Here is an 18,804-nt window from a genome sequence, read left to right as displayed (position 1 = left end):
ATGCCAGTACGAGCAGGACAACTAAGACACCGCGTAACTATCGAAAAGTACAATGCAGGTGGGCGCGATGATGACGGCTTTGAATTACCGTCACAGTGGATTGAGCACTCAAAGCTATGGGCAAAGGTCACGCCGCTATCATCTAAAGACTTGATAAGCGCACAAGGCGAGCAATCAGAGGTCACAGCTCGCATGATGGTGCGCTATAACACTGAGATTGACACAGGTATGCGCGTCATTTGGAAAGGTCGAACCTATGCCATTGATAGCCAAGGGCTTGATGATAACGAGGATGGTATGACTTATACCACTTTTAACTTACGTTCAGGTGTTGAGAACCACAGAGGTTGATTATGGCACGCGATTCAGGATCGATAGGCGTTCAAGGCTTACGAGAATTAGAGGAAAAACTCGAAGGCTTAACAAATGAGTTAGCAGGTAAGGCTTTATACAGTGCGTTAAATGTAGCATTAACGCCAGTAGTTAAAGAAGCCAAACAAGGCGCGCTAGTCGCCAGTGAGCCACATAAGATGGGCGGTGTTACGGTGCAGCCTGGATTGCTCGCTGACTCTATCCGTAAAAAGCGAGTGCCTAAACGTGAAATGACGGGGGAGCTGGCGCAAGGTGCTGCGGTAGGTGTTTATATCGGCAAAGGCAGACGACAGAAATTATATCCGAGATACTGGCACTTTATCGAAAATGGTACATCAAAAATGGCAGCGACCCCATTTCTACGACCCGCTTTTGACAACAACATAAACGTGATGATTGCTAAATTTAGTGAAAAACTGGCTAAGAATATCGATAAATATACGGAGTAGCTAATGCTAGCAAATCAAACCATACACCGCTTGCTAGGGTCTTTAGTTGATAAGCGCATTTATCCAATGATAGCGCCTAAAAATACGACCACGCCTTACATTGTATGGCAAGTTGTGAGCGCACAACCACAAAACACACTAGACGGCACAACCCATCACCAATGGCTGCGTGTGCAAATAGATATTTACGATACAAGCTATGACAAGACCGTTTCGTTGTCTAACGAGGTGACGCAAGCATTGAGCAACGGCATTGACCTATCCATTCACTCAGGGTCGCAGCAACTATACGAAAACGATACTAAGCTATTTAGACAGTCCATAGACTACGAATTTTGGCAGACCACCACACCAACGCTTTAGGAGCGAAAACATCATGGCAGTAGAAAACCTAGTAGATAACTATTATCAGTTGCACGTATCGAGCGATGCCACGGCATACGATAAGATTGAGCATTTGACAGAAGCGGGGTTTCCCGATCAGGAAAAAATGCTTGATGATGTTACTTCAACCGATGACCGAATTACTATTAACGCGGTAATTGACTTTAAAGAAAGCTCAACTATCGAATTTACATACGTGTACGACCCTGATAGCACGCAGCATCAATTACTACAAACATCGTTTGATGCTAACACCGAGCTTGATTGGCGATTTGTGTTTGTTAATGCGCCTACGTTGAGTCGTGAGTTTAAAGGTTTCTTGAGCAACTTAACCCCTGCAACTGACGACCCGCGACAAAAAACGCGCATGAATGGCACGATTACAATCACCAGTGTGCCGACTACGGTTGTCGCGGTTTAGCAAGTGAATAAGTGTTGAGTATTGCACCGCTTAGAGCTATAGTGGTTTTGCTGACTAGGCAATGCAGGCCGAACCGTGGGCACGCTACCCACTTGTCAGCGCCTCTATTAGCGATTACTAAAGCGGAGTAATACCATGAAACTTAGCAAAAAAAGAATTTTGATAATTATTGCGGTAATAGCCGTCCTATTTATTTTTGGCACAAGCTCGGAAGATGACAAACCTAAAACTGTGAGCGCTGAGCAAATCGAACAAGATAGACAGATGGATTTATACCATGCTTGTGCAGGCAGTGTGCAGACGCTACTAAAAAGCCCGAAGTCTTTTAACGCCGATGCAACGACTGCCAAGTATGACACTAGCAGCGGCCAACAAGTTATAGTATTTAATTTTCAAGCGACCAATAGTTTTGGCGCAGAGGTAACAGATAGAGGGGTGTGCGTCTTTGATGATAATGACGAGATGATAGACTACGCCATAGCATAAACCCAAGCCAAACAAGATGCCCGCATAATAAGCGGGTATTTTTTTATCTAAAATTTGACAGTGAGATGACAAGATGAATCTAAGAGAGCAAATAGCCGCATACGGCAAAGACTTAAAGGTTAAAAAAATCAATGTCGAAGGCTTTAAAGAGTTTTATATCCGCGAAGTGTCAGCGGGTGATCGCGAGAGCTTTGAAGAGCAGCTTACAGATGACACCATCGGCAACCGTGTACGAGCCACTATTTTTATTAAGTCAGTATGTGATAAAGACGGCAACTTGCTTTATACCGACGACGATTTGGAAGAAGTGAACGGTTATAAATTTACGCTATTAACCAAAGTTTTTAATGAGTCAAACAAGCTCAATGGCGTGGCAGGTTTTGACGCAGTTGATGACTCGCTAAAAAACTCTTAAGCCGACCAAGACGGCAATTTTTATTCAAGCTATCTGGGCATCTTGGCATGACAGTAGCTCAGCTAGAAAAATCAATGTCATATCGTGAGCTTAACGAGTGGCGAGCTTATGACCAAATAGACCCTATCGGCGGTTACAGGCAAGACTTGCAGACAGCGTTTATGGCTTATCTTGCGTACGGTGATAAGGCGAAGCACAGCATCAACGACTTTTTGGTTGTTGACCCTGAGCCTATGAGTGCAGAGCTGAAAGAAAAAGCCGAGCGCGAAAAGCAAAAGCAAAAACTAGAGCGACAAACCGCAAAACTGCAAGCGGATATACAGCGCGTAAAAATCAAAGGAGCTTAGATCATGGCAAGTGTATTATCAAGACTGAGCATATTGCTACACGCTGATACCGCAGCCTTTAGGCGTGATATGGATAACGCGCAATCACGCTTGGGTCGTTTTGGTGTTGGCGCTAAGCAAGCGATGAAAGTTGCTGCTGTTGGTATTGCAGCCGGTGCAGGTGTGGCAGCCGCCGCTATTGGCGGTATAGCCAAAGAGCAGATGGCAGCAGCAGCCGAGTTTGAGCGTTTTGCTCAATTATCGAATACCACTGCCGTTGAGTTTCAAAAGTTGGCAGCAGGTGCAGCAAGGTACGGCATTGAGGCAGACAAACTAAGCGATATTTACAAAGACATGAATGACCGTGTTGGTGACTTTGTGCAAACAGGGGGCGGTCCACTAGCTGACTTTTTTGAAAACATCGCGCCAAAGGTAGGCGTAACCGCTAAGAGTTTTAAAAACCTAAGCGGCCCCGAGTCGTTGCAATTATTTTACAGCTCGTTGGAAAAAGCCAATCTATCACAAGCTGATATGGTTTTTTACATGGAGTCTATCGCATCAGACTCTACCGCACTTCAACCGCTACTGGCTAACAACGGGCAAGGCTTCAAAGAGCTGGGCGATCAAGCGCAAAAAGCGGGCGGCATTATGAGCCAAAGCACGCTTGATTCAACCAGAAAGCTCAATCAGGACTTAGCCAGTCTCAAAACATCATTTCAAGGCGTGAAGGTGCAGATATATGAAGCGGTATTACCTGCACTAATACAAGCCGCTGAATGGTTTAAGGCTAACCAAGACGAGATAAAATCTTTTATTAACGGCATTGTGTCCGTTGTCAAGGTTATGGCTCCAGTTGTTAAAATAGCGTTCACTGCGGTTTATAACGCAGGGGTGTTTTTAGGTGAGGGCATTGCGAAGCTAGTCATTGGCTTCCAAACAGCAAAGCAAAAAATATCGGACACAGCAACAGGCATTAAAAACGCTTTTGTCAATTTGCCAAGCGCAATGGCAAGTATTGGCCGTGACATCATAAACGGCTTAATCAATGGCATTAAAGATAGGGCGGCGGCTGCGGTAAATGCGGTCAAAGATACCGCTAGCAATATGTATCAAGGCGTCAAAAACTTCTTTGTCGTGCGCTCGCCATCGCGTTTAATGCGCTCGCTAGGTAATGATATTGGCGAAGGCTTGGTTGTAGGCGTTAAAGACAAGAAAAGCGATGCCTACAAAGCGGCTGTCGATGTTGCAAAATCGCTATTGAGTGGTATTGAAAGCACGCGCAAAGAGATAGCCTTGTTCGGCAATGACAGCGCGGTAGCGGCGTTTGACTATGATGTGCTAGTAGGAAAGTATGACAATGTTGCGCCAGAGCTTAGAGCGCGATATAGAGCTGACTTGCTAAAAATTGAGAACATGAAAAAAGAGGAGCGCGCTAGAGCCGCCATTAATGCGTCAATCTCAGACAGGGCTAATCAATTCCAAAGCGACCAAGCGGGCGCAGCAAGCGATTTTAATAACCTAGACGTAAACGGGCCACAAACAGAAGTAGAAAAACTGCGTCTGGCTTATGAAAATAAAATGGCTATCGTGGATCGCTATGAGCAGATGCACACTGATAAGAAGGTACAAGCTGAAAATGCGCGTGTCAGCTTAACAGAGGGTTTTAACCAAAGCGTACAAGAGCTTGAGATGCAGAAACAAGCGCAAACCGTAGGCGCTGTGACTGCTATGTTTGGCATGGCGTTAGGTGAAACAAGCAAGGGCTACAAGGCGATGTTTGCAGTGCAAAAGGCTTATGATTTTGTGCAAGCTCAGTCTGCAAGTTTTACAGCAATCGCTAAAGCGTGGTCATCTGCGCCATTCCCTGCCAATATTCCGGCGGTCGCTACCACTACATTGCAGACAGGTATCATTCCTGCTGCTATCCAAGCGCTGAACCCCAAAGGTTTTATGGATGGCGGTTACACTGGCAACTATCCGACCAATATGCCGGTTGGCCCAGTACATGGTAAAGAGTTTGTTGCTCATGCTGCGGCTACAAGTAAATACCGATCAGAGCTTGAGGCTATGAATGATGGCACTTATCAAAAAGACAGTAATCCAGTAATTAACATGACTATTGAAAATCACACAGACGCCACAGTAAGACAAGAGCGTGACCCCGATGGACGTATTCGATTGATAGTAGGCGAGGAAGTAAAGCGCCAGGCTTTCAACAACCGAAGCGACTTGCACCGAGGGTTAAACGCTAACTACAACATGCGGAGGAATCTAGGATAATGACTGAATTACCAAAGATGATGCTAAAACCGCATAGAAATGGTTACGCTTTTAGCTTGGGGCGCTCAAGCATAACAACTCAATATACCGCGGGTATGCCAAGACAGCGGCGCTCACAAGTGGGCGCAATCCACCAGCTACAAGCAACATATAAGTGCAGACGTTCACAATATCAGTATCTTATGGCGTTTTTGCGAGTCTATGAGGCAAAACCGTTTTTAGCTTACTTGCTCTTGGATGATATTAACCATCAATGGTACGAGTGTCGCATAGTTAGCGATAGGATTGATGTTAGCGCATTAGGAGATCAGATATTTACCGTCAGCTTGAGTATGGTTGTTAAGTCAAAATCTGTCAATACAGAAGCGGATGAATCGTTAATTGCAATCTACGAGATGACCGACGGACAAATAGATGCTTTCTTTAATCATCTTGAAAAACTGGTCAATGAAGATTTACCGGACGCGCTAGGGAGTTTAAATGCCTGATTATAATTACTGGCTTAGCGGCAATCCTGATGACGTCAGATTGCAGTGTGTGGAGATTTCACACCCTGCATGGTCAAAGGTATATCGTATCGTACAAAACCATGCTGACGGCGTTACAGTGACGCACGAGGGTGGTTTTGCTTACGCTTATGAGTATGTACCGCTGACAATCCAAAAAGGCACGAATAGCGATGATTTGGATCAGGAAATAACTATCGGTGTTGGTGATTTAGGCGAAACATTTCCAAAAGAGCTGGACGCTGCTAGAGCCAGTCAATACTCGCATATCAGGCCAACCTTGAATTACCGTGAATATAACCTTAGCGACTTATCAAAGCCACAGCTAACCATTTTAGGCTTAGAGGTCACTGACTATGAGCCAAAGCGTGAGGGCGCTGTATTTGTTTGCCGTGCTAAGCAAATGAACCTCACCAAAACTGGTGAAACGTACAATCTTGATGATTATCCAACGCTGCGAGGTTTTGTTTAGTGGTATAATTAGGCTAAATAAAAGGAGTGATTTATGACTAAGTTTATCGAGATAATTAAGGATAATGGGCAGCGCCTATTGCTTAACACGAATAACATTATTAGCATTTATGATATGTGCGTCAAAAGTGGCAGCAAGGTGATGATAAACACTATTAATGAAAGCGGTGAGCTTGTGCAGTTTGAAACAAGTATGCGTTATGATGACATAAAATCTCAGCTATAAACTACTAAATACAACAACCCTCCTAGCGAGGGTTTTTTTATTGTCAAAAATAAGGCCAAGTCATGTGGGACGCTATCAAATACGATGCTGACAAATACTGCTGTGAGCATTTTTTAATAGATGCTTACAGGCACTATACGGGCAAAGATATATCAAACAAGCTGCTTACGAGCGGCTTTTTTTGTGCCAGTAATTTACGCCAGTTTGTGCCCGTTACCGAGCCAAAACAGCACACCATTATCCTATTTAGAGATAAAGGCAAGGCTCATGTGGGCTTATGGTTAGATGGGCGTGTGTTGCACTTAGAGCCTCACGGCGTGGTCTGGCAATCACTTAATATTGTAATGCAAGGATTTGAGAGGGTAGCGTATTATGAACCTGTTTAGACGCTCGATTGAGTTAGTAGTAATACGTGATATTTTTAATCCGCAAAATAACATTGAAACCTACACAGGTTATGATGTTGAAAAGCTATTAAAGCAAGCGTTTGGTGGTAACGGCTTATCCGAAAGTGTGCGCCTTTATCACGGCAACTTGCTTGATGAAGTCACACCGAAAACGCCGCAAGACGTTGATAAAGTAATGCGCTTGCATGGTCGTATTTACGCGGTGGTTAAGCCGATGGGCTTAGACCCTATATCATGGGCTATTATTGGCATATCGGTATTAGCATCGGTCGCTGTGGCGTTTTTAATGCCAGTGCCAGACATGGGTAGTCAAAACCAACCGCCAAGCCCTAACAACGCGCTAGCAGCACGTACCAACAAGCAGCGTTTGGGTGGTCGTGTCCCTGATATTTTTGGCACCGTTTGGTCTGTGCCTGACCTGATTGCGCCCACTTATAGCGTTTACATCGACTCAAAAGAGATTGAGTATAGTTATATGTGTGTAGGGCGTGGCAGGTACGACACTAAAGACGCTTACGATGATACAACGCCAATCAGACACGTTGCTGGCTCAGGCGTACTTGTTTATGACCCTGATACCAATCTCAACGATGCGCCATCTAATATTTTTGGTGAGCAATTTACGCCAAGCGAGGCAAGTTTTGCTCGATTAGCGGCCAAGCGATATACATCGGTAAACGGTCAAACCCTGCCGTACCCTAACAGTTATCATAGAGCGGAGGTGGTTTTTAAATCGCCAAACATCATCGAGTCGGTAGGCGAGTTTGATATGCGCTCGGTCGCTAAAGTGGGTGAGATCATATTAATAGAAAACGCTAACGGCTTAACATCATCAACTGGCGCGGTAAATGTTGACAATACCGATCCTGAAAATCCAATCGAAACGCCAGTTATCTATAATTTTGACGGCAGTTACGAGGTGGCAGAGGTCACTAGCACACAAGTAAAAATCGTGTTGTCAGGCACTCAAGTGCAATCTTGGGATGACTTAGCATTGCACAATGACACGACCAACGTTAAAACCATCGTCCTGTCTGCTGAGAGTAGTCCGTTGTGGCAAGGCTGGTACTACACAGAGGACAGGACTCATGATGGCGCTATGGTTAATATTATTGCCCCAAGTGGCCTTTATGTGACCAGCAGTAGCGGCAACGTTTACGGTCGCAGAGTTGAGGTTAATATTGAGTCAGAGTTGGTTGACAGCAACGACAACGCGATAGCCGGCACTTATCACTCGCAACTAGGTGATGTTTACGCATTAGATAAAGCACCCAACCCAAGTCCAACAACCGAGGATGAGCGCAGACAAACAGCAGCCAACACCATTAGGATTGAAAACCCTAATTACGTTAAAGGCTCGCGCATGAGGGTGAGAGTGTCTCGCAAGACGCCTAAGCTCTATAAAGATGAGGGATCAGTGGTTCAGGAAGTCAAAATTGCAGATTTTTACAGCTACCGAGTAATGACTGCTGCTGACATGCCAAAAGGCGTAACCACGGTTTACACAAAGACAAGGGCAACCGAGGGGGCACTATCACTCAAAGAGCGTAAGTTACGGCTGCTAGTGCAACGCTACGTGACTGACGCTACAAGCGGCCTGCCTAAGCTCTCTAACCGTGCTGACGACATTATCAGGCACGTCATGACTGATCCAAAAATTGGCAACTTGCAATTAACGCAGGTCGATATCGCACAGATAAAAACGGAGATAGACGCGCAGATAGCTTATTTTGGTACAAGCAAGTGTAGCGAGTTTTGCGGTACGTTTGATGATAATAATCTATCAGCAGAGGAAACTATGCAGATAGTCGCTAAAGCGGTATTTAGTCAGGCCAAAAGGCAGGGTAATAAAATCATGCTGGACTTTGAGCGTAAAGTACCGGCATCGGTGGCTGTATTTAACAGTCACAATATATTGCCCGATACTTTCACAGCGCCACAGTCGTTAGGCATTGCCAATGATTATGACGGCGTTAAAGTCGAATATACTGACCCCGTTGATGACGCGGTGATTACCATGAGCTATCCAAATGATGCCATTGTTAATCCGCATGAGGATAAGCTGATCGGTGTGCGTAACGAGGTGCAAGCGCATACACACATGATGCGAATGTATAACAAAGACCGTCATGCTTATAAATCTTGTGAGTTTGTTGCAGGTGATGAAAGTAATATCGTGGTGCGCACTAATCGCATTACCGTAGCTGACCAATTGCGTGCAGACGTACAGCAAGGCAGCGTTGACAGCATTGAAACCATCGGCGGAGATATTGTATTGCATACGACAGACCCAGTGAGTATCGACGACTCAGTGGCACATACGCTGTTTATACAAACCATCAATAACGGCGTGGAATCCATCGCAGTGACAGCGCGTGACGATTACAGCGTAAAGCTCGCAAGATTGCCAAGCGGTGAGATAAGCGGTACGGATAAAGCAGTACAAGCTGTTTATCAAATCGTATCTGAAACCGATGGCAACCGTGATGCTTATCTAGTGGCTCAAAAAGACCCGAGTGACGGCATGACAAACAAACTGTTATGCACAAACTACGATGACCGCTATTATCAAAATGACAGTGACTTTACTAACGGCTTGATAGCCTAAACTAATTTAAACATACGCCCTCAATACGAGGGCTTTTTTTTTGGAGCTTAAAAAATGGCTAATGAATTTGTGCAAACGATGGCTGACGCAAGGGTTGATGCTCAATCGCTATCTGATTTTGTTTTTAAGCCATCGGGTTTTAAAGTTGCAAGACGATTAGCGCCAACCATTGACACATTGCAGTTTTATATAAATAGATTTAATAGTCTTAACGGTGACTTTAGCTCGTCTGTTTCTGTGGCATTATCGAGCCTGAATAGCTCTGTAGCGGAGGCTGATGGCAAGGTTGCATATATCGAGACAACGGTGCAAGACGCTATCAACAACACAGCAGTTGAAGGCGGTGTTTTAGCTGATACGTTTGTTACGGCTACAGCAAACGGAATTGGGCAGGTCGCAAGAAATCAAAGAGAAAAGAACGCTGACAGACTAACTCCTTATGATTTTGGAGTTGTTGGCAATTTAAATATAGATAAACTTAGTGATAGATTTACCACACTAGATGGTGCAAAGGAGCAGTATCCTAATGCAGTGTCACTAGATGAGTTAGCTGATAGAGTCGCACTCGATGCTTTTCTACTGTACTTGATTGCAAATCGTGTGGATGGCGCAGACTGGTCTTGTGAGATACTTTTAGATCAACCGCTTGTTTCCTACCGTGAAGCTAAGACCCTGCTGATTAGCGGTAGTTTAGTCTGTGCCCCCTTGATGACCAACACAAACAAGTTATCGTACTGCTTACACATTGCGACTAACCAAGTCGTTTGTACAGGTACATTTAATGTACAGGGCAACAGCGCATTTCCTGACATGCGCTCTCGTAAGATTGTGCATGGGATTATTTTTGGTGCATACAATGCACAAGGTACAGAACTAACAGGCAATGCGTCCAACTGTGAATTTAATCTAGTAGTGGGAAGTCATCTTTTAGGTATGTTGTATGTGTTTGGCGCTAACTGCCATTTTAGCTGTGTTAAGCAAGCACGGGGTAGTAACTGTGGGTCTGCTAGAGTACATGATACATATCCGTATTTACAAGGTATTAATGATACATTTACTAGTACTACTACAGTAGGTGGTAGTTTAGAGCAACGCTCAATCTTAACAATACCAGACATGATTTATACGCCTGAGCTGCATAGTATTGCTGGTCAGCTAGTTAAAATCGGTGGTGAGCCGTATGCAATCACAGATTACGACTATACCGCTAAAACTTTAACCATTTATCCTAATTTACCTACTGGGGTCACAACAGGACGAGTAGATTATATATTTGGGGGTGTTTACTCAGTCAATTCAGCGAACACAGCATGTACACGAGCTGATACTGTGCAAGCAATTGTTTGCGGTATTGGTGTACACGCGCCTTCTTTGTATGGCACAAATGTAGGTAATCTAATCACTGAGTATAATGGTTGCGCTCTTCATGTCGGTGAGCGTGCTACAGCTAGTATTGGTAATATAGTCAATCTCGCATATTTTGAAGCTAACTCGTTTGATATAGTGTACGGCTGGTTGCAAGACAATTATAACGCTCTGACTATTTTGCAAAACATTGCACTCAATAAAGACAAAATATGGAATTTAGCAGCTTACCGCATGAGTGGTGTGCGTAGACGCGACTGGTCTGTTATACGTGCTGGTAGTATTAGTGTAGGCACAGAGACTCTAACGTTGGAATCTACTAGCAAAACGTATAATTTATTATCGGAAAGTCACAATAAAGTTGTCTTTACTAATACTGCCTCGATTACGTTGTCGTATGATAATAAAATCGCGGAGTTAACTCAACGTAATAGCAAGACGCTGTTTTTTGCAGCAGCATCGAGTGCTGCTACTGTTTTAACTATCAATGCCCCTACGGGCTTTACAATTAACAATCTATCAAGCGTTACTATCAATCTCAGTGATTACAATGGGGTTGTTACAGCAGCTTTTTGGCTGCCATTATCACTTAATAGCTATGGCACTAACATTACTATGCAGCTGTCAGGTGTTCGCAAGGTAACCAAAGGCGCTACAGCCCAGCGTCCAACAGCCCCTGCTCTTGGTGATAGGTACTATGACACGACTCTGTTGGCTGCTGGCAAACCAATTAGCTGGAATGGTACTGCTTGGGTAGACGCTCTAGGCGCGACCGTATAGCAAACAAAACCCCTTAACTGGGGTTTTTTATTATCAAATTTTTGAGGAGGCGTCATGCCGCATATTTTATGGTCGCTGGTATGGCGGCTCATAGTAGCTTTTGGTTATCCGTTAGTCATGGCTATCAGATCATCACAAGCGCAATCAGCATACGCAATGAGCACTGAGCCGATGGTCAGTAACAGCTTAGAGCAACTAGCACGTACAAACAGTTTCGGCTTGATACTTGGCGCTTGCTTTGCGTTTTGGTTTTGTGGGTCAGTATTAGGCACGGTCTACCGAGCGCCCGACGACTTGCGAGATATTGAGATTAGGCCGTGGATTAGATTCTTAATCTGCTTGATGGGCGGGTTGGCTGCGTTTTTATGGGTGCTTAATAGTGAGGGGCAGTTAAATCTACTCATGCCGCTGTGGGTGGGCGGCGTTGCGTTTGTATCGCCGCACCTCATACAAATTGTACCAAGCATTGTTAAAAACAAACTAGGGATAGGGGGTAAGTCATGATATGGGTTATCGTTTTTTCGGCAACGCTATTATTGCATTTTATCCCCAACCGACTGATTAACACAAATTGCAGCCACGTCTACAGGGGTTTGATTATCATTGCCTTTGCCGCGCTTGTAGGTATGTCGGATCATAGTCTTATTGCTATGACCATCTTGATAATTGGCGCGCTGATAGGGCTTTACGGCAAAAATTACAAACACATGTGAGCAATAGCCCCTTGATTGGGGCTTTTTTTGGAGCAAATTTTATGAAAATCGACAAACGAGCGGCTATCAATATTGCAAAACATGCGACTGACACAGCGATTAAAAATAGTGAGGTTGTCAGGCCATACGTTAAAGAGAAACACTACAGGCGCGGGCTGACAGCACTCAACATGCTGTATTTTGCGTTACGATTTTTTGGTAAATAGGAGCTAGTAATGGCAGATTATAATGCAATGACCATAGCAGCCAACAAGCGACTACAAGAGAGTGTGGGCGCGGTAGTTGATGGTTACTGGGGCACAGGGTCGCAGTTAAAAATAATTGCTCGCAAATCCAAGATAGGTTATGACTGGGATAAGCTGCGCTCGCACTTTGGGCGCTTTAATCAATCTCAAGTCGATGGTTTTAATGCGCTGCTATCTGCTATTAACGAGTATGGCAGCCCAGCAAACAAACCTGCTTATGTAGCATACATGCTGGCAACCGCATGGCATGAGACAGCAGCAACCATGCATCCCATTGAGGAGTACGGCAAGGGCGGAGGCAGACCATACGGCAAGCGCATTGATGTTCATGGCGGTCAATACTCTAGCTCATTGCCTATCTATTACGGCAGAGGTTACGTCCAGTTAACATGGCTCACAAACTATGTGTTTATGCGTAACCGTTTGGGCGTGGATTTTGTCAACAGTCCTGAGTTGGCGCTAGATCCAAAACACGCAGCAGACATTATGATTGTCGGTATGCTAGAGGGTAGCTTTACAGGTAAATCGCTGTCAAAATATATCAAGTATGGCTTATACTTTGAGTTCGTCAATGCTAGGCGCATCATCAATGGTACGGATAAAGATGATTTGATAGCAGGTTATGCCGCTAAATTTTTGGATAGCTTAGCTATAATCTAGCTATATTTAGCTACAAATAGTTGCTATAATAAAAATTCGAAGCCTCGAACCGTGTTAGCCATTATGATAGTGGGTGTATAGCGGTTGTTGAGCAAGCCCCATCATTAATTTGGTGGGCTTTTTTTGTGTCTAAAATTTGGTCTAAACACGTCTAAGTTGGTCTAAGTTGGTCTAATTATGGCGAATTCGCCGCTTTTAAATCGTCTAAATAGTCAGCCCATTTTTGCATCATGCTAACAACTGTATTTGCGTACTGGATGATAATCTGCACAAGAGTTTTTTGATGGGATTGATTTTATCGAAGCACTCAGTGCGCCCACCAAAGTATACTAACGGCTTGTAATTATTATCTCTAAGTAGGTTGTGAAGTCTCTTTTCCAAATCCCAGATATAGTGTCCGTGGCCTATCACCTCATACAAAACTTCATAATCATACGGCATTGCGCGATTGCCAGACATTCTCAAGCCAGTGGTTTTTGATGTTATTCCGATTTTATAAAAAACCTCACTATGACTGCTGCACTTAATAACATACAAGCAGCCAAGTCCACGGTTATTTTTGTCACATTTCACTTGGAATGATGTTCTCGTCCATAGATTGGTCTCAAGGTAGCACTTTTGACACCCAGACCCACCAACGTGAATGGCGGCTTTCTGAGAAAACACGCCATGAGTTTTACAAATTATATCTATATCGTCTATACCTTTGACATACTTAGTTTTAGAGTAGTCGTACTTTTCACCATGAACATCAACGCACTGTTCTAAAAAATCATTTTGTGTCTTGGTATTGCTCTCATCCGCACATATTCTACAGCCAAACCCCGCTAAATGACTGTAGGCAGCTTGCTCAAACAAACCATGTTTAGGGCAAATAACAGGAACAAAATCATGTAGTTTTGATAGCGGCGATTCGGGGTATGTGTAGTAGTTATCATGCTTAATTTTAGCTTTACTAACAAATTTGGTGTGAGTGTAGCAAAAGCTTTTATTGCTGCACTCTAAGCAAGCATGCTTTGTTCTATCTCTTAAATGGTCACAAGGGGCTTGCCAGAATGAGCCATGCTCTTTGCAAACGATCTCTATTTTTTCTTGCGTGTTAACATAATCAACTTTAGAGTAATCAAACCTACTGCCAAATTTTACTCTAGCACTCTTAATGAAGTCATCAAAGTTTCTGACAGTTGGTTTTTTTCTGGTCTTAGCTTGCTTAGGGGTGTTTTGAATAGTACAATTGCGGTCAGTCATAACTAACTCCGAACAGTTGGTTTGATCAGAAAACCTCAATTATTGATAGTAATTGGGGTTTTTGTTTGAGCTTTAATTATACCATAAACACCTGTTTAATAAGGTATTAATTGCCCTTTAACTCATCCAAATAGTCGGCGTAAACTTGCATCATGTTAGCTCTTTCTTTTATAAGGGTCACTCTATTGTAGGCACGACCATTCGCATCACGCACGTTATGGCCTAGTTGCAACTCAATCAACTGCTCAGGTATGCCTAATTGCTCAACCATCATGGTACGAGCAGACGCACGAAAGCCATGCGGTGTGTGAATGTCTTTATACCCCAAGCGCCATAAGTATTTATTCAATTGCTGTGGGTGCTCATGCTTCGACCTACGCTTAACGTTATAGAAAACGTAGTCAGTCTTTCCAGTATCTGCGTGCATCTGCTTCAAAATCTCAATGGCTTGCGTAGGTAGCGGCACGACTAAGTTGCTCACCATGTCAGCCCTGTTGCCTGTTTTTGATGGGTTAAACGCCCACGTCTTAGCGTCAAAGTCGATTGCGTCCCAGCGCATAGAGCACATATCTTGATTGCGCTGAAATAGCAGGGATTGCAGCTTTATAATATTTTTGGTGTGTCCATAAAAACCTATCACGTTATCAATGTCGTTTAGCAGTTGGCCAAAATCAGCAGGATTAATAATGGCGCTATGATGCTCGGTCTTATTTTTAGGCAGCATTAAATCAGCCACGGCTATCGCAGGGTTATTGTCGATGTAACCACGACCAATCGCCAGGGCGAATACTTTTTGGCAGACACCACGCACGCGCTTAGCGGTTGGTATCATCGTTTGCTCAATATCTTTGATGGCTCTCAATACGTCAGGCGTGGTTATCTTGTCGATGCTCATGCGACCGATATGCTCATTGGCATAGTTGATATGCTTGCTTTTCTGGTCAATAGTGCGCTTCTCAAAATGGTTTGATGATACCTGAGCTTGTAGCCATTCGTCAGCCATAATCGCAAACGTGGGCATGCTTGATGACCTATCTTTCAACTTCTCATCGTGTAGCTTTGGATCAATACCATTTTTCAGCAATCGCATGTTTTCACTGTGTCGTTCACGCGCTTGCTCAAGCGTCATGTACGGATAAGTACCGAGTGTATAATACGGACGCTTGCCTGTATTGGGGCTGGTATAGCGATGGCGGAACGTGGTAGTCTTGTTTTCTCTGATATAGAGGTCGAGTCCAGCGAATCCCTCTATCTGATGCGCCGCATTGCCAGAGTCATGAGCCTTGATTATTTTCTTAATTTGGGTGTCGGTCTTGATAGCCACTTGATAGCCTTTTTGATAGCCAGTTGTTTTGTCCAAGTATGTATCAATTTGTCCCAATAAGTAAAGATGAAAAAGCCGTAACCCTTACAAATCAATGGCACTTAGTAGGGAAAAGGTGAGACAATCAAGTACATAAAGATATACTTTTGGAGTCGCTTTTTTTTGCCTAAAATTTGACATCTGTCTCTGTGAACAACTAAAAATGCTCGTATATTGTATTAAGTCCTTTATTATAAAGGGCTTTTTTTTGCTCTAAATTTGTCTGATTCTGCAATAAGGGACTCAGTTGTTTCTTCTTTGCCAACTGTGGGACGGATTTAGAGTACGCCTCATGGTCTGTTTAATCACCTTAGATTGGCTGAACGTACGATTTTTTAATCAGTGGGGACCATTGTGTGTTGTACAAACTGCTAATGATTGGCATCTTAATTAACCAAAGAGTGGGACAACGATACGAGCAGCGCTGACTAGGCGATGGTGAAAAGTTAAATAGCCTAAGCATAAAATAAAAAATTTGTTTCAGCCACATTATTAACCGGCATCCGTAAAACCGATCATGCGGTTGATAATTATCAAGACAAACAACAGGGCAGTCATCAAATAGATTATAATGACGGTAAAAATAGCCGCCATACTGATAATGCCACTAATAAATCATTATTATACTTATAATAATGACCAACAATGGCTGGGTACATTGCATACGATGGTGTTACACGATACGATAGTCAGTCAAGATGAGTATGATTGTCGGCTTTTACTGTTAGAGCACGGGCTCGGGTGCGGCAGATTTTTGACTGACTTAAAACAGGCTTGATGTAGCGAATATTTGGCTGCCAAGGTGCTACCTATATGAAGGTATTGTCCAAAATAGACGTTTTAAACCCATTTGTGATAAATAGGATAGTAGACCCGCATGAGTGATATCCAAGACCCGCTAGTTGTATTGCAACATCGTATGCAGCAGCGTCAGATTTTAGCGTTAATGGGTATTAATCAGTGGGTGCAGCCAAGCTCAGGAACCATTAATATCGCAGACATCTCTGCTCCTAATGTCGCCGATAGTATCATTCAGCCTGTTTCTTCGAGCATAAGTGTTGAACAGCCTCACATGGCAAAACCAAGTATTGATAATACAAACGGTCATATGTCAAATGTCACGTCTGAGGACTTTGGATCAGCTCTAGTCGATGAAGACTCTTATAGCACTTATTACCATGACGATAACGATGCTGGCTTAAGCCGCCCTCATGAACAAAGCCCCGTAATCTATAGTTTTGATACCAGTACCCCTGACACCGCTACCACCTCTCGTGTAGAGCCAGCTGTCCCACAAGCAACAGCCGTTGAATCAATCGACCCTCCTGACAGAGGTCACGACACTAACAATCTTAAAATAGCGCCATTTGATTTACAAGGTGGCCGCTATGGGGACTGGGTATTTTTTGTTGATATCCAAGCCCTTAATAATGATAGCCAAAAACTGTGGCAAAATATCACGCAGGCATTGTCCATAACCTGTGAGACAACATCGTTCCCCATCTGCGAAGGTATGGATACTGCCGAGCTTGCCAATGCCAGCCTAGCAGGCTATGTGTTTAAAATAGGGAGAAGCGAAGAGATACAAGTAGCCGCATTGACCGCGCTACCTGAGGGACTTGAGCATCCCAATATGACTACTGTGCCGACATTGGATGAGATGCTTGCTGATAGCAGCTTGAAACGACAATTTTGGGAGACGCTCTCTCATTAGCTATATATAGTTATTTTAAGCCAAGTGAAAAAATTTAAGACCCAGTTTAGAGTGTTTTAACGTTCAGTTTTTAAAATCCCACTAACAACGATGACCTCATCATATTTAGGATGAAAGCTATGTCTACCAATCCAGAGTCTACACCAACTTTCAATACGGCGACTCCTAATCGTTTACCTAATTTTTCTGCAGGACCTGCCACGATACCGACTGCGGTGTTATCACGTGCTCAAGCAGAGCTACTCGACTGGCAAGGCCGCGGCATGTCGGTAATGGAAGTGAGCCATCGTAGTAAAGAATACATGGAGATTACTGATAAAGCGGAAACCAAACTACGCTCATTGATGGACATTCCGGATAATTATAAAGTGCTGTTTTTACAAGGCGGTGCCAGCTTACAGTTTTCAGCGATTCCATTAAATCTGTTAAATGGTGGTCGCGCAGACTATCTGACTACTGGTACTTGGTCAGGCAAAGCAGTCAAGGAAGCGCAGCGTTATGCCAATTTAGGTCTTGGTGAGATTAACTTGGTGGCCACGGGTAAAGACTGTAACTTTACCGATGTGCCAGCCCAAAGCGGTTGGAGCTTGAGCGATGATGCAGCGTACTTCCATTACTGCGCTAATGAGACCATTCATGGTTTGCAGATATTTGAGCCGCCTCAAGTCGATGCACCGATCATCGCTGATATGTCGTCTTGTATCTTGTCTCAGCCCATTGATGTGTCTAAGTTTGGTATGATTTATGCGGGCGCGCAAAAGAATATTGGCCCAGCAGGATTGGTCATTGTTATCGTCCGTGAAGATTTATTGGGGCAGGCAAGCGAGTGGTGCCCTATGCTTCTAAATTATGAACATCAGGCTGATAAGGAATCCATGTCAAACACGCCAGCGACTTACTCTTGGTATCTAGCAGGACTGGTCTTTGATTGGTTAGAAGAGCAGGGCGGCGTGGCAGCTATGGGTAAAATTAATCAGCAAAAAGCAGAGCTGCTCTATCAGACCATTGATAGTAGCAGTTTTTATAGCAACCCCGTAGCCCCTCAATATCGTTCTATCATGAACGTACCGTTTACTCTCGCTGATAGTAGTCTTGATAAACGCTTCTTAGAGGAGTCAGAAGCCGCGGGTTTGATGAATCTAAAAGGCCACCGTGATGTTGGTGGTATGCGTGCTAGCATTTACAATGCGGTGCCTCTTGACTGGGTACAGCAGTTGGTTGACTTTATGACAGCATTTGAAAAAAAGTACGCATAACGACCCATGTCGTTTAAACTAAAAAAGACGCAATTCTTGTGAACTGCGTCTTTTTTTATTGATTCTCGTGTACCCTTTGGCGTGTCGAAACATGATGTGCCTGTCTTAA

General features: G+C 43.9%; 21 protein-coding genes. 19 read left to right on the top strand and 2 right to left on the bottom strand.

The window, feature by feature from the left end:
* From JFC06_RS01085 to JFC06_RS01005, 17 genes are all read left to right on the top strand, one after another.
* Nucleotides 1-351 carry a phage head closure protein gene (locus JFC06_RS01085; RefSeq protein WP_198333639.1) on the top strand — a complete coding sequence of 117 codons (351 nt, stop codon included), beginning with the start codon at nt 1-3 and terminating at the stop codon, nt 349-351.
* Between the two features lie 2 nt (nt 352-353).
* On the top strand, nt 354-821 hold the full coding sequence (locus JFC06_RS01080) for an HK97-gp10 family putative phage morphogenesis protein (RefSeq protein WP_198333638.1): 468 nt from the start codon (nt 354-356) through the stop codon (nt 819-821).
* Between the two features lie 3 nt (nt 822-824).
* A complete protein-coding gene (locus JFC06_RS01075; RefSeq protein ID WP_198333637.1) occupies nt 825-1,184 on the top strand; it encodes a DUF3168 domain-containing protein in 360 nt (119 codons plus the stop codon).
* A 13-nt stretch (nt 1,185-1,197) separates the two neighbouring features.
* Nucleotides 1,198-1,626: a hypothetical protein gene (locus JFC06_RS01070; RefSeq protein WP_198333636.1), complete on the top strand. Its 429-nt coding sequence runs from the start codon at nt 1,198-1,200 to the stop codon at nt 1,624-1,626.
* A 135-nt stretch (nt 1,627-1,761) separates the two neighbouring features.
* Nucleotides 1,762-2,112: a hypothetical protein gene (locus tag JFC06_RS01065; RefSeq protein WP_198333635.1), complete on the top strand. Its 351-nt coding sequence runs from the start codon at nt 1,762-1,764 to the stop codon at nt 2,110-2,112.
* A 73-nt stretch (nt 2,113-2,185) separates the two neighbouring features.
* Nucleotides 2,186-2,527: a hypothetical protein gene (locus JFC06_RS01060; RefSeq protein WP_198333634.1), complete on the top strand. Its 342-nt coding sequence runs from the start codon at nt 2,186-2,188 to the stop codon at nt 2,525-2,527.
* A gap of 47 nt (nt 2,528-2,574) precedes the next feature.
* Complete coding sequence (locus JFC06_RS01055; protein WP_198333633.1) at nt 2,575-2,874, top strand: phage tail assembly protein T; 300 nt, start codon at nt 2,575-2,577, stop codon at nt 2,872-2,874.
* Between the two features lie 3 nt (nt 2,875-2,877).
* The gene (locus tag JFC06_RS01050) at nt 2,878-5,133 is read left to right on the top strand and encodes a hypothetical protein (RefSeq protein ID WP_198333632.1); all 2,256 of its coding nucleotides are present in this window, start codon (nt 2,878-2,880) and stop codon (nt 5,131-5,133) included.
* Complete coding sequence (locus JFC06_RS01045; protein ID WP_198333631.1) at nt 5,133-5,621, top strand: hypothetical protein; 489 nt, start codon at nt 5,133-5,135, stop codon at nt 5,619-5,621. The genes JFC06_RS01050 and JFC06_RS01045 overlap by 1 nt, the downstream gene beginning before the upstream one ends.
* The gene (locus tag JFC06_RS01040) at nt 5,614-6,111 is read left to right on the top strand and encodes a DUF1833 family protein (RefSeq protein WP_198333630.1); all 498 of its coding nucleotides are present in this window, start codon (nt 5,614-5,616) and stop codon (nt 6,109-6,111) included. Before JFC06_RS01045 ends, JFC06_RS01040 begins: the two co-directional genes overlap by 8 nt.
* A gap of 33 nt (nt 6,112-6,144) precedes the next feature.
* Nucleotides 6,145-6,336, top strand: coding sequence for a hypothetical protein (locus tag JFC06_RS01035; RefSeq protein ID WP_198333629.1), 192 nt, complete (start codon nt 6,145-6,147; stop codon nt 6,334-6,336).
* Nucleotides 6,337-6,398: 62 nt separating this feature from the next.
* Nucleotides 6,399-6,722: a hypothetical protein gene (locus JFC06_RS01030; protein WP_198333628.1), complete on the top strand. Its 324-nt coding sequence runs from the start codon at nt 6,399-6,401 to the stop codon at nt 6,720-6,722.
* Nucleotides 6,709-9,351, top strand: a complete 2,643-nt coding sequence (locus JFC06_RS01025; RefSeq protein ID WP_198333627.1) for a host specificity factor TipJ family phage tail protein — start codon at nt 6,709-6,711, stop codon at nt 9,349-9,351. The genes JFC06_RS01030 and JFC06_RS01025 overlap by 14 nt, the downstream gene beginning before the upstream one ends.
* A gap of 54 nt (nt 9,352-9,405) precedes the next feature.
* Nucleotides 9,406-11,496 carry a hypothetical protein gene (locus tag JFC06_RS01020; protein ID WP_198333626.1) on the top strand — a complete coding sequence of 697 codons (2,091 nt, stop codon included), beginning with the start codon at nt 9,406-9,408 and terminating at the stop codon, nt 11,494-11,496.
* Between the two features lie 54 nt (nt 11,497-11,550).
* Nucleotides 11,551-12,000 (top strand): hypothetical protein, encoded by a 450-nt coding sequence (locus tag JFC06_RS01015; protein ID WP_198333625.1) that lies wholly within the window; start codon nt 11,551-11,553, stop codon nt 11,998-12,000.
* 250 nt (nt 12,001-12,250) lie between these two features.
* Nucleotides 12,251-12,415 (top strand): hypothetical protein, encoded by a 165-nt coding sequence (locus JFC06_RS01010; RefSeq protein ID WP_198333624.1) that lies wholly within the window; start codon nt 12,251-12,253, stop codon nt 12,413-12,415.
* Between the two features lie 9 nt (nt 12,416-12,424).
* On the top strand, nt 12,425-13,114 hold the full coding sequence (locus tag JFC06_RS01005; RefSeq protein ID WP_406947934.1) for a hypothetical protein: 690 nt from the start codon (nt 12,425-12,427) through the stop codon (nt 13,112-13,114).
* A 228-nt stretch (nt 13,115-13,342) separates the two neighbouring features.
* Here JFC06_RS01005 and JFC06_RS01000 read toward each other — a convergent pair whose 3' ends face one another.
* Both JFC06_RS01000 and JFC06_RS00995 read right to left on the bottom strand, forming a co-directional pair.
* Complete coding sequence (locus JFC06_RS01000; RefSeq protein WP_198333623.1) at nt 13,343-14,362, bottom strand: GIY-YIG nuclease family protein; 1,020 nt, start codon at nt 14,360-14,362, stop codon at nt 13,343-13,345.
* Nucleotides 14,363-14,468: 106 nt separating this feature from the next.
* Entirely contained in the window at nt 14,469-15,722 is a 1,254-nt protein-coding gene (locus JFC06_RS00995; RefSeq protein ID WP_227670225.1) for a tyrosine-type recombinase/integrase, read from the bottom strand.
* Nucleotides 15,723-16,602: 880 nt separating this feature from the next.
* On the opposite strand from JFC06_RS00995, the gene JFC06_RS00990 reads away from it, so the two are divergent.
* Together JFC06_RS00990 and serC are read left to right on the top strand one after the other, a co-directional pair.
* Nucleotides 16,603-17,439: a hypothetical protein gene (locus JFC06_RS00990; RefSeq protein WP_198333621.1), complete on the top strand. Its 837-nt coding sequence runs from the start codon at nt 16,603-16,605 to the stop codon at nt 17,437-17,439.
* Between the two features lie 119 nt (nt 17,440-17,558).
* Nucleotides 17,559-18,695, top strand: coding sequence for a 3-phosphoserine/phosphohydroxythreonine transaminase (gene serC / locus JFC06_RS00985; protein ID WP_198333620.1), 1,137 nt, complete (start codon nt 17,559-17,561; stop codon nt 18,693-18,695).
* Nucleotides 18,696-18,804 lie beyond the last annotated feature (109 nt).

This window comes from Psychrobacter namhaensis (assembly GCF_016107545.1).
In the GTDB taxonomy this organism is placed as follows: domain Bacteria; phylum Pseudomonadota; class Gammaproteobacteria; order Pseudomonadales; family Moraxellaceae; genus Psychrobacter; species Psychrobacter namhaensis.
The sequence above is the reverse complement of the archived record's forward strand: the minus strand, read 5'-3'. Positions and strand labels throughout refer to the sequence as shown.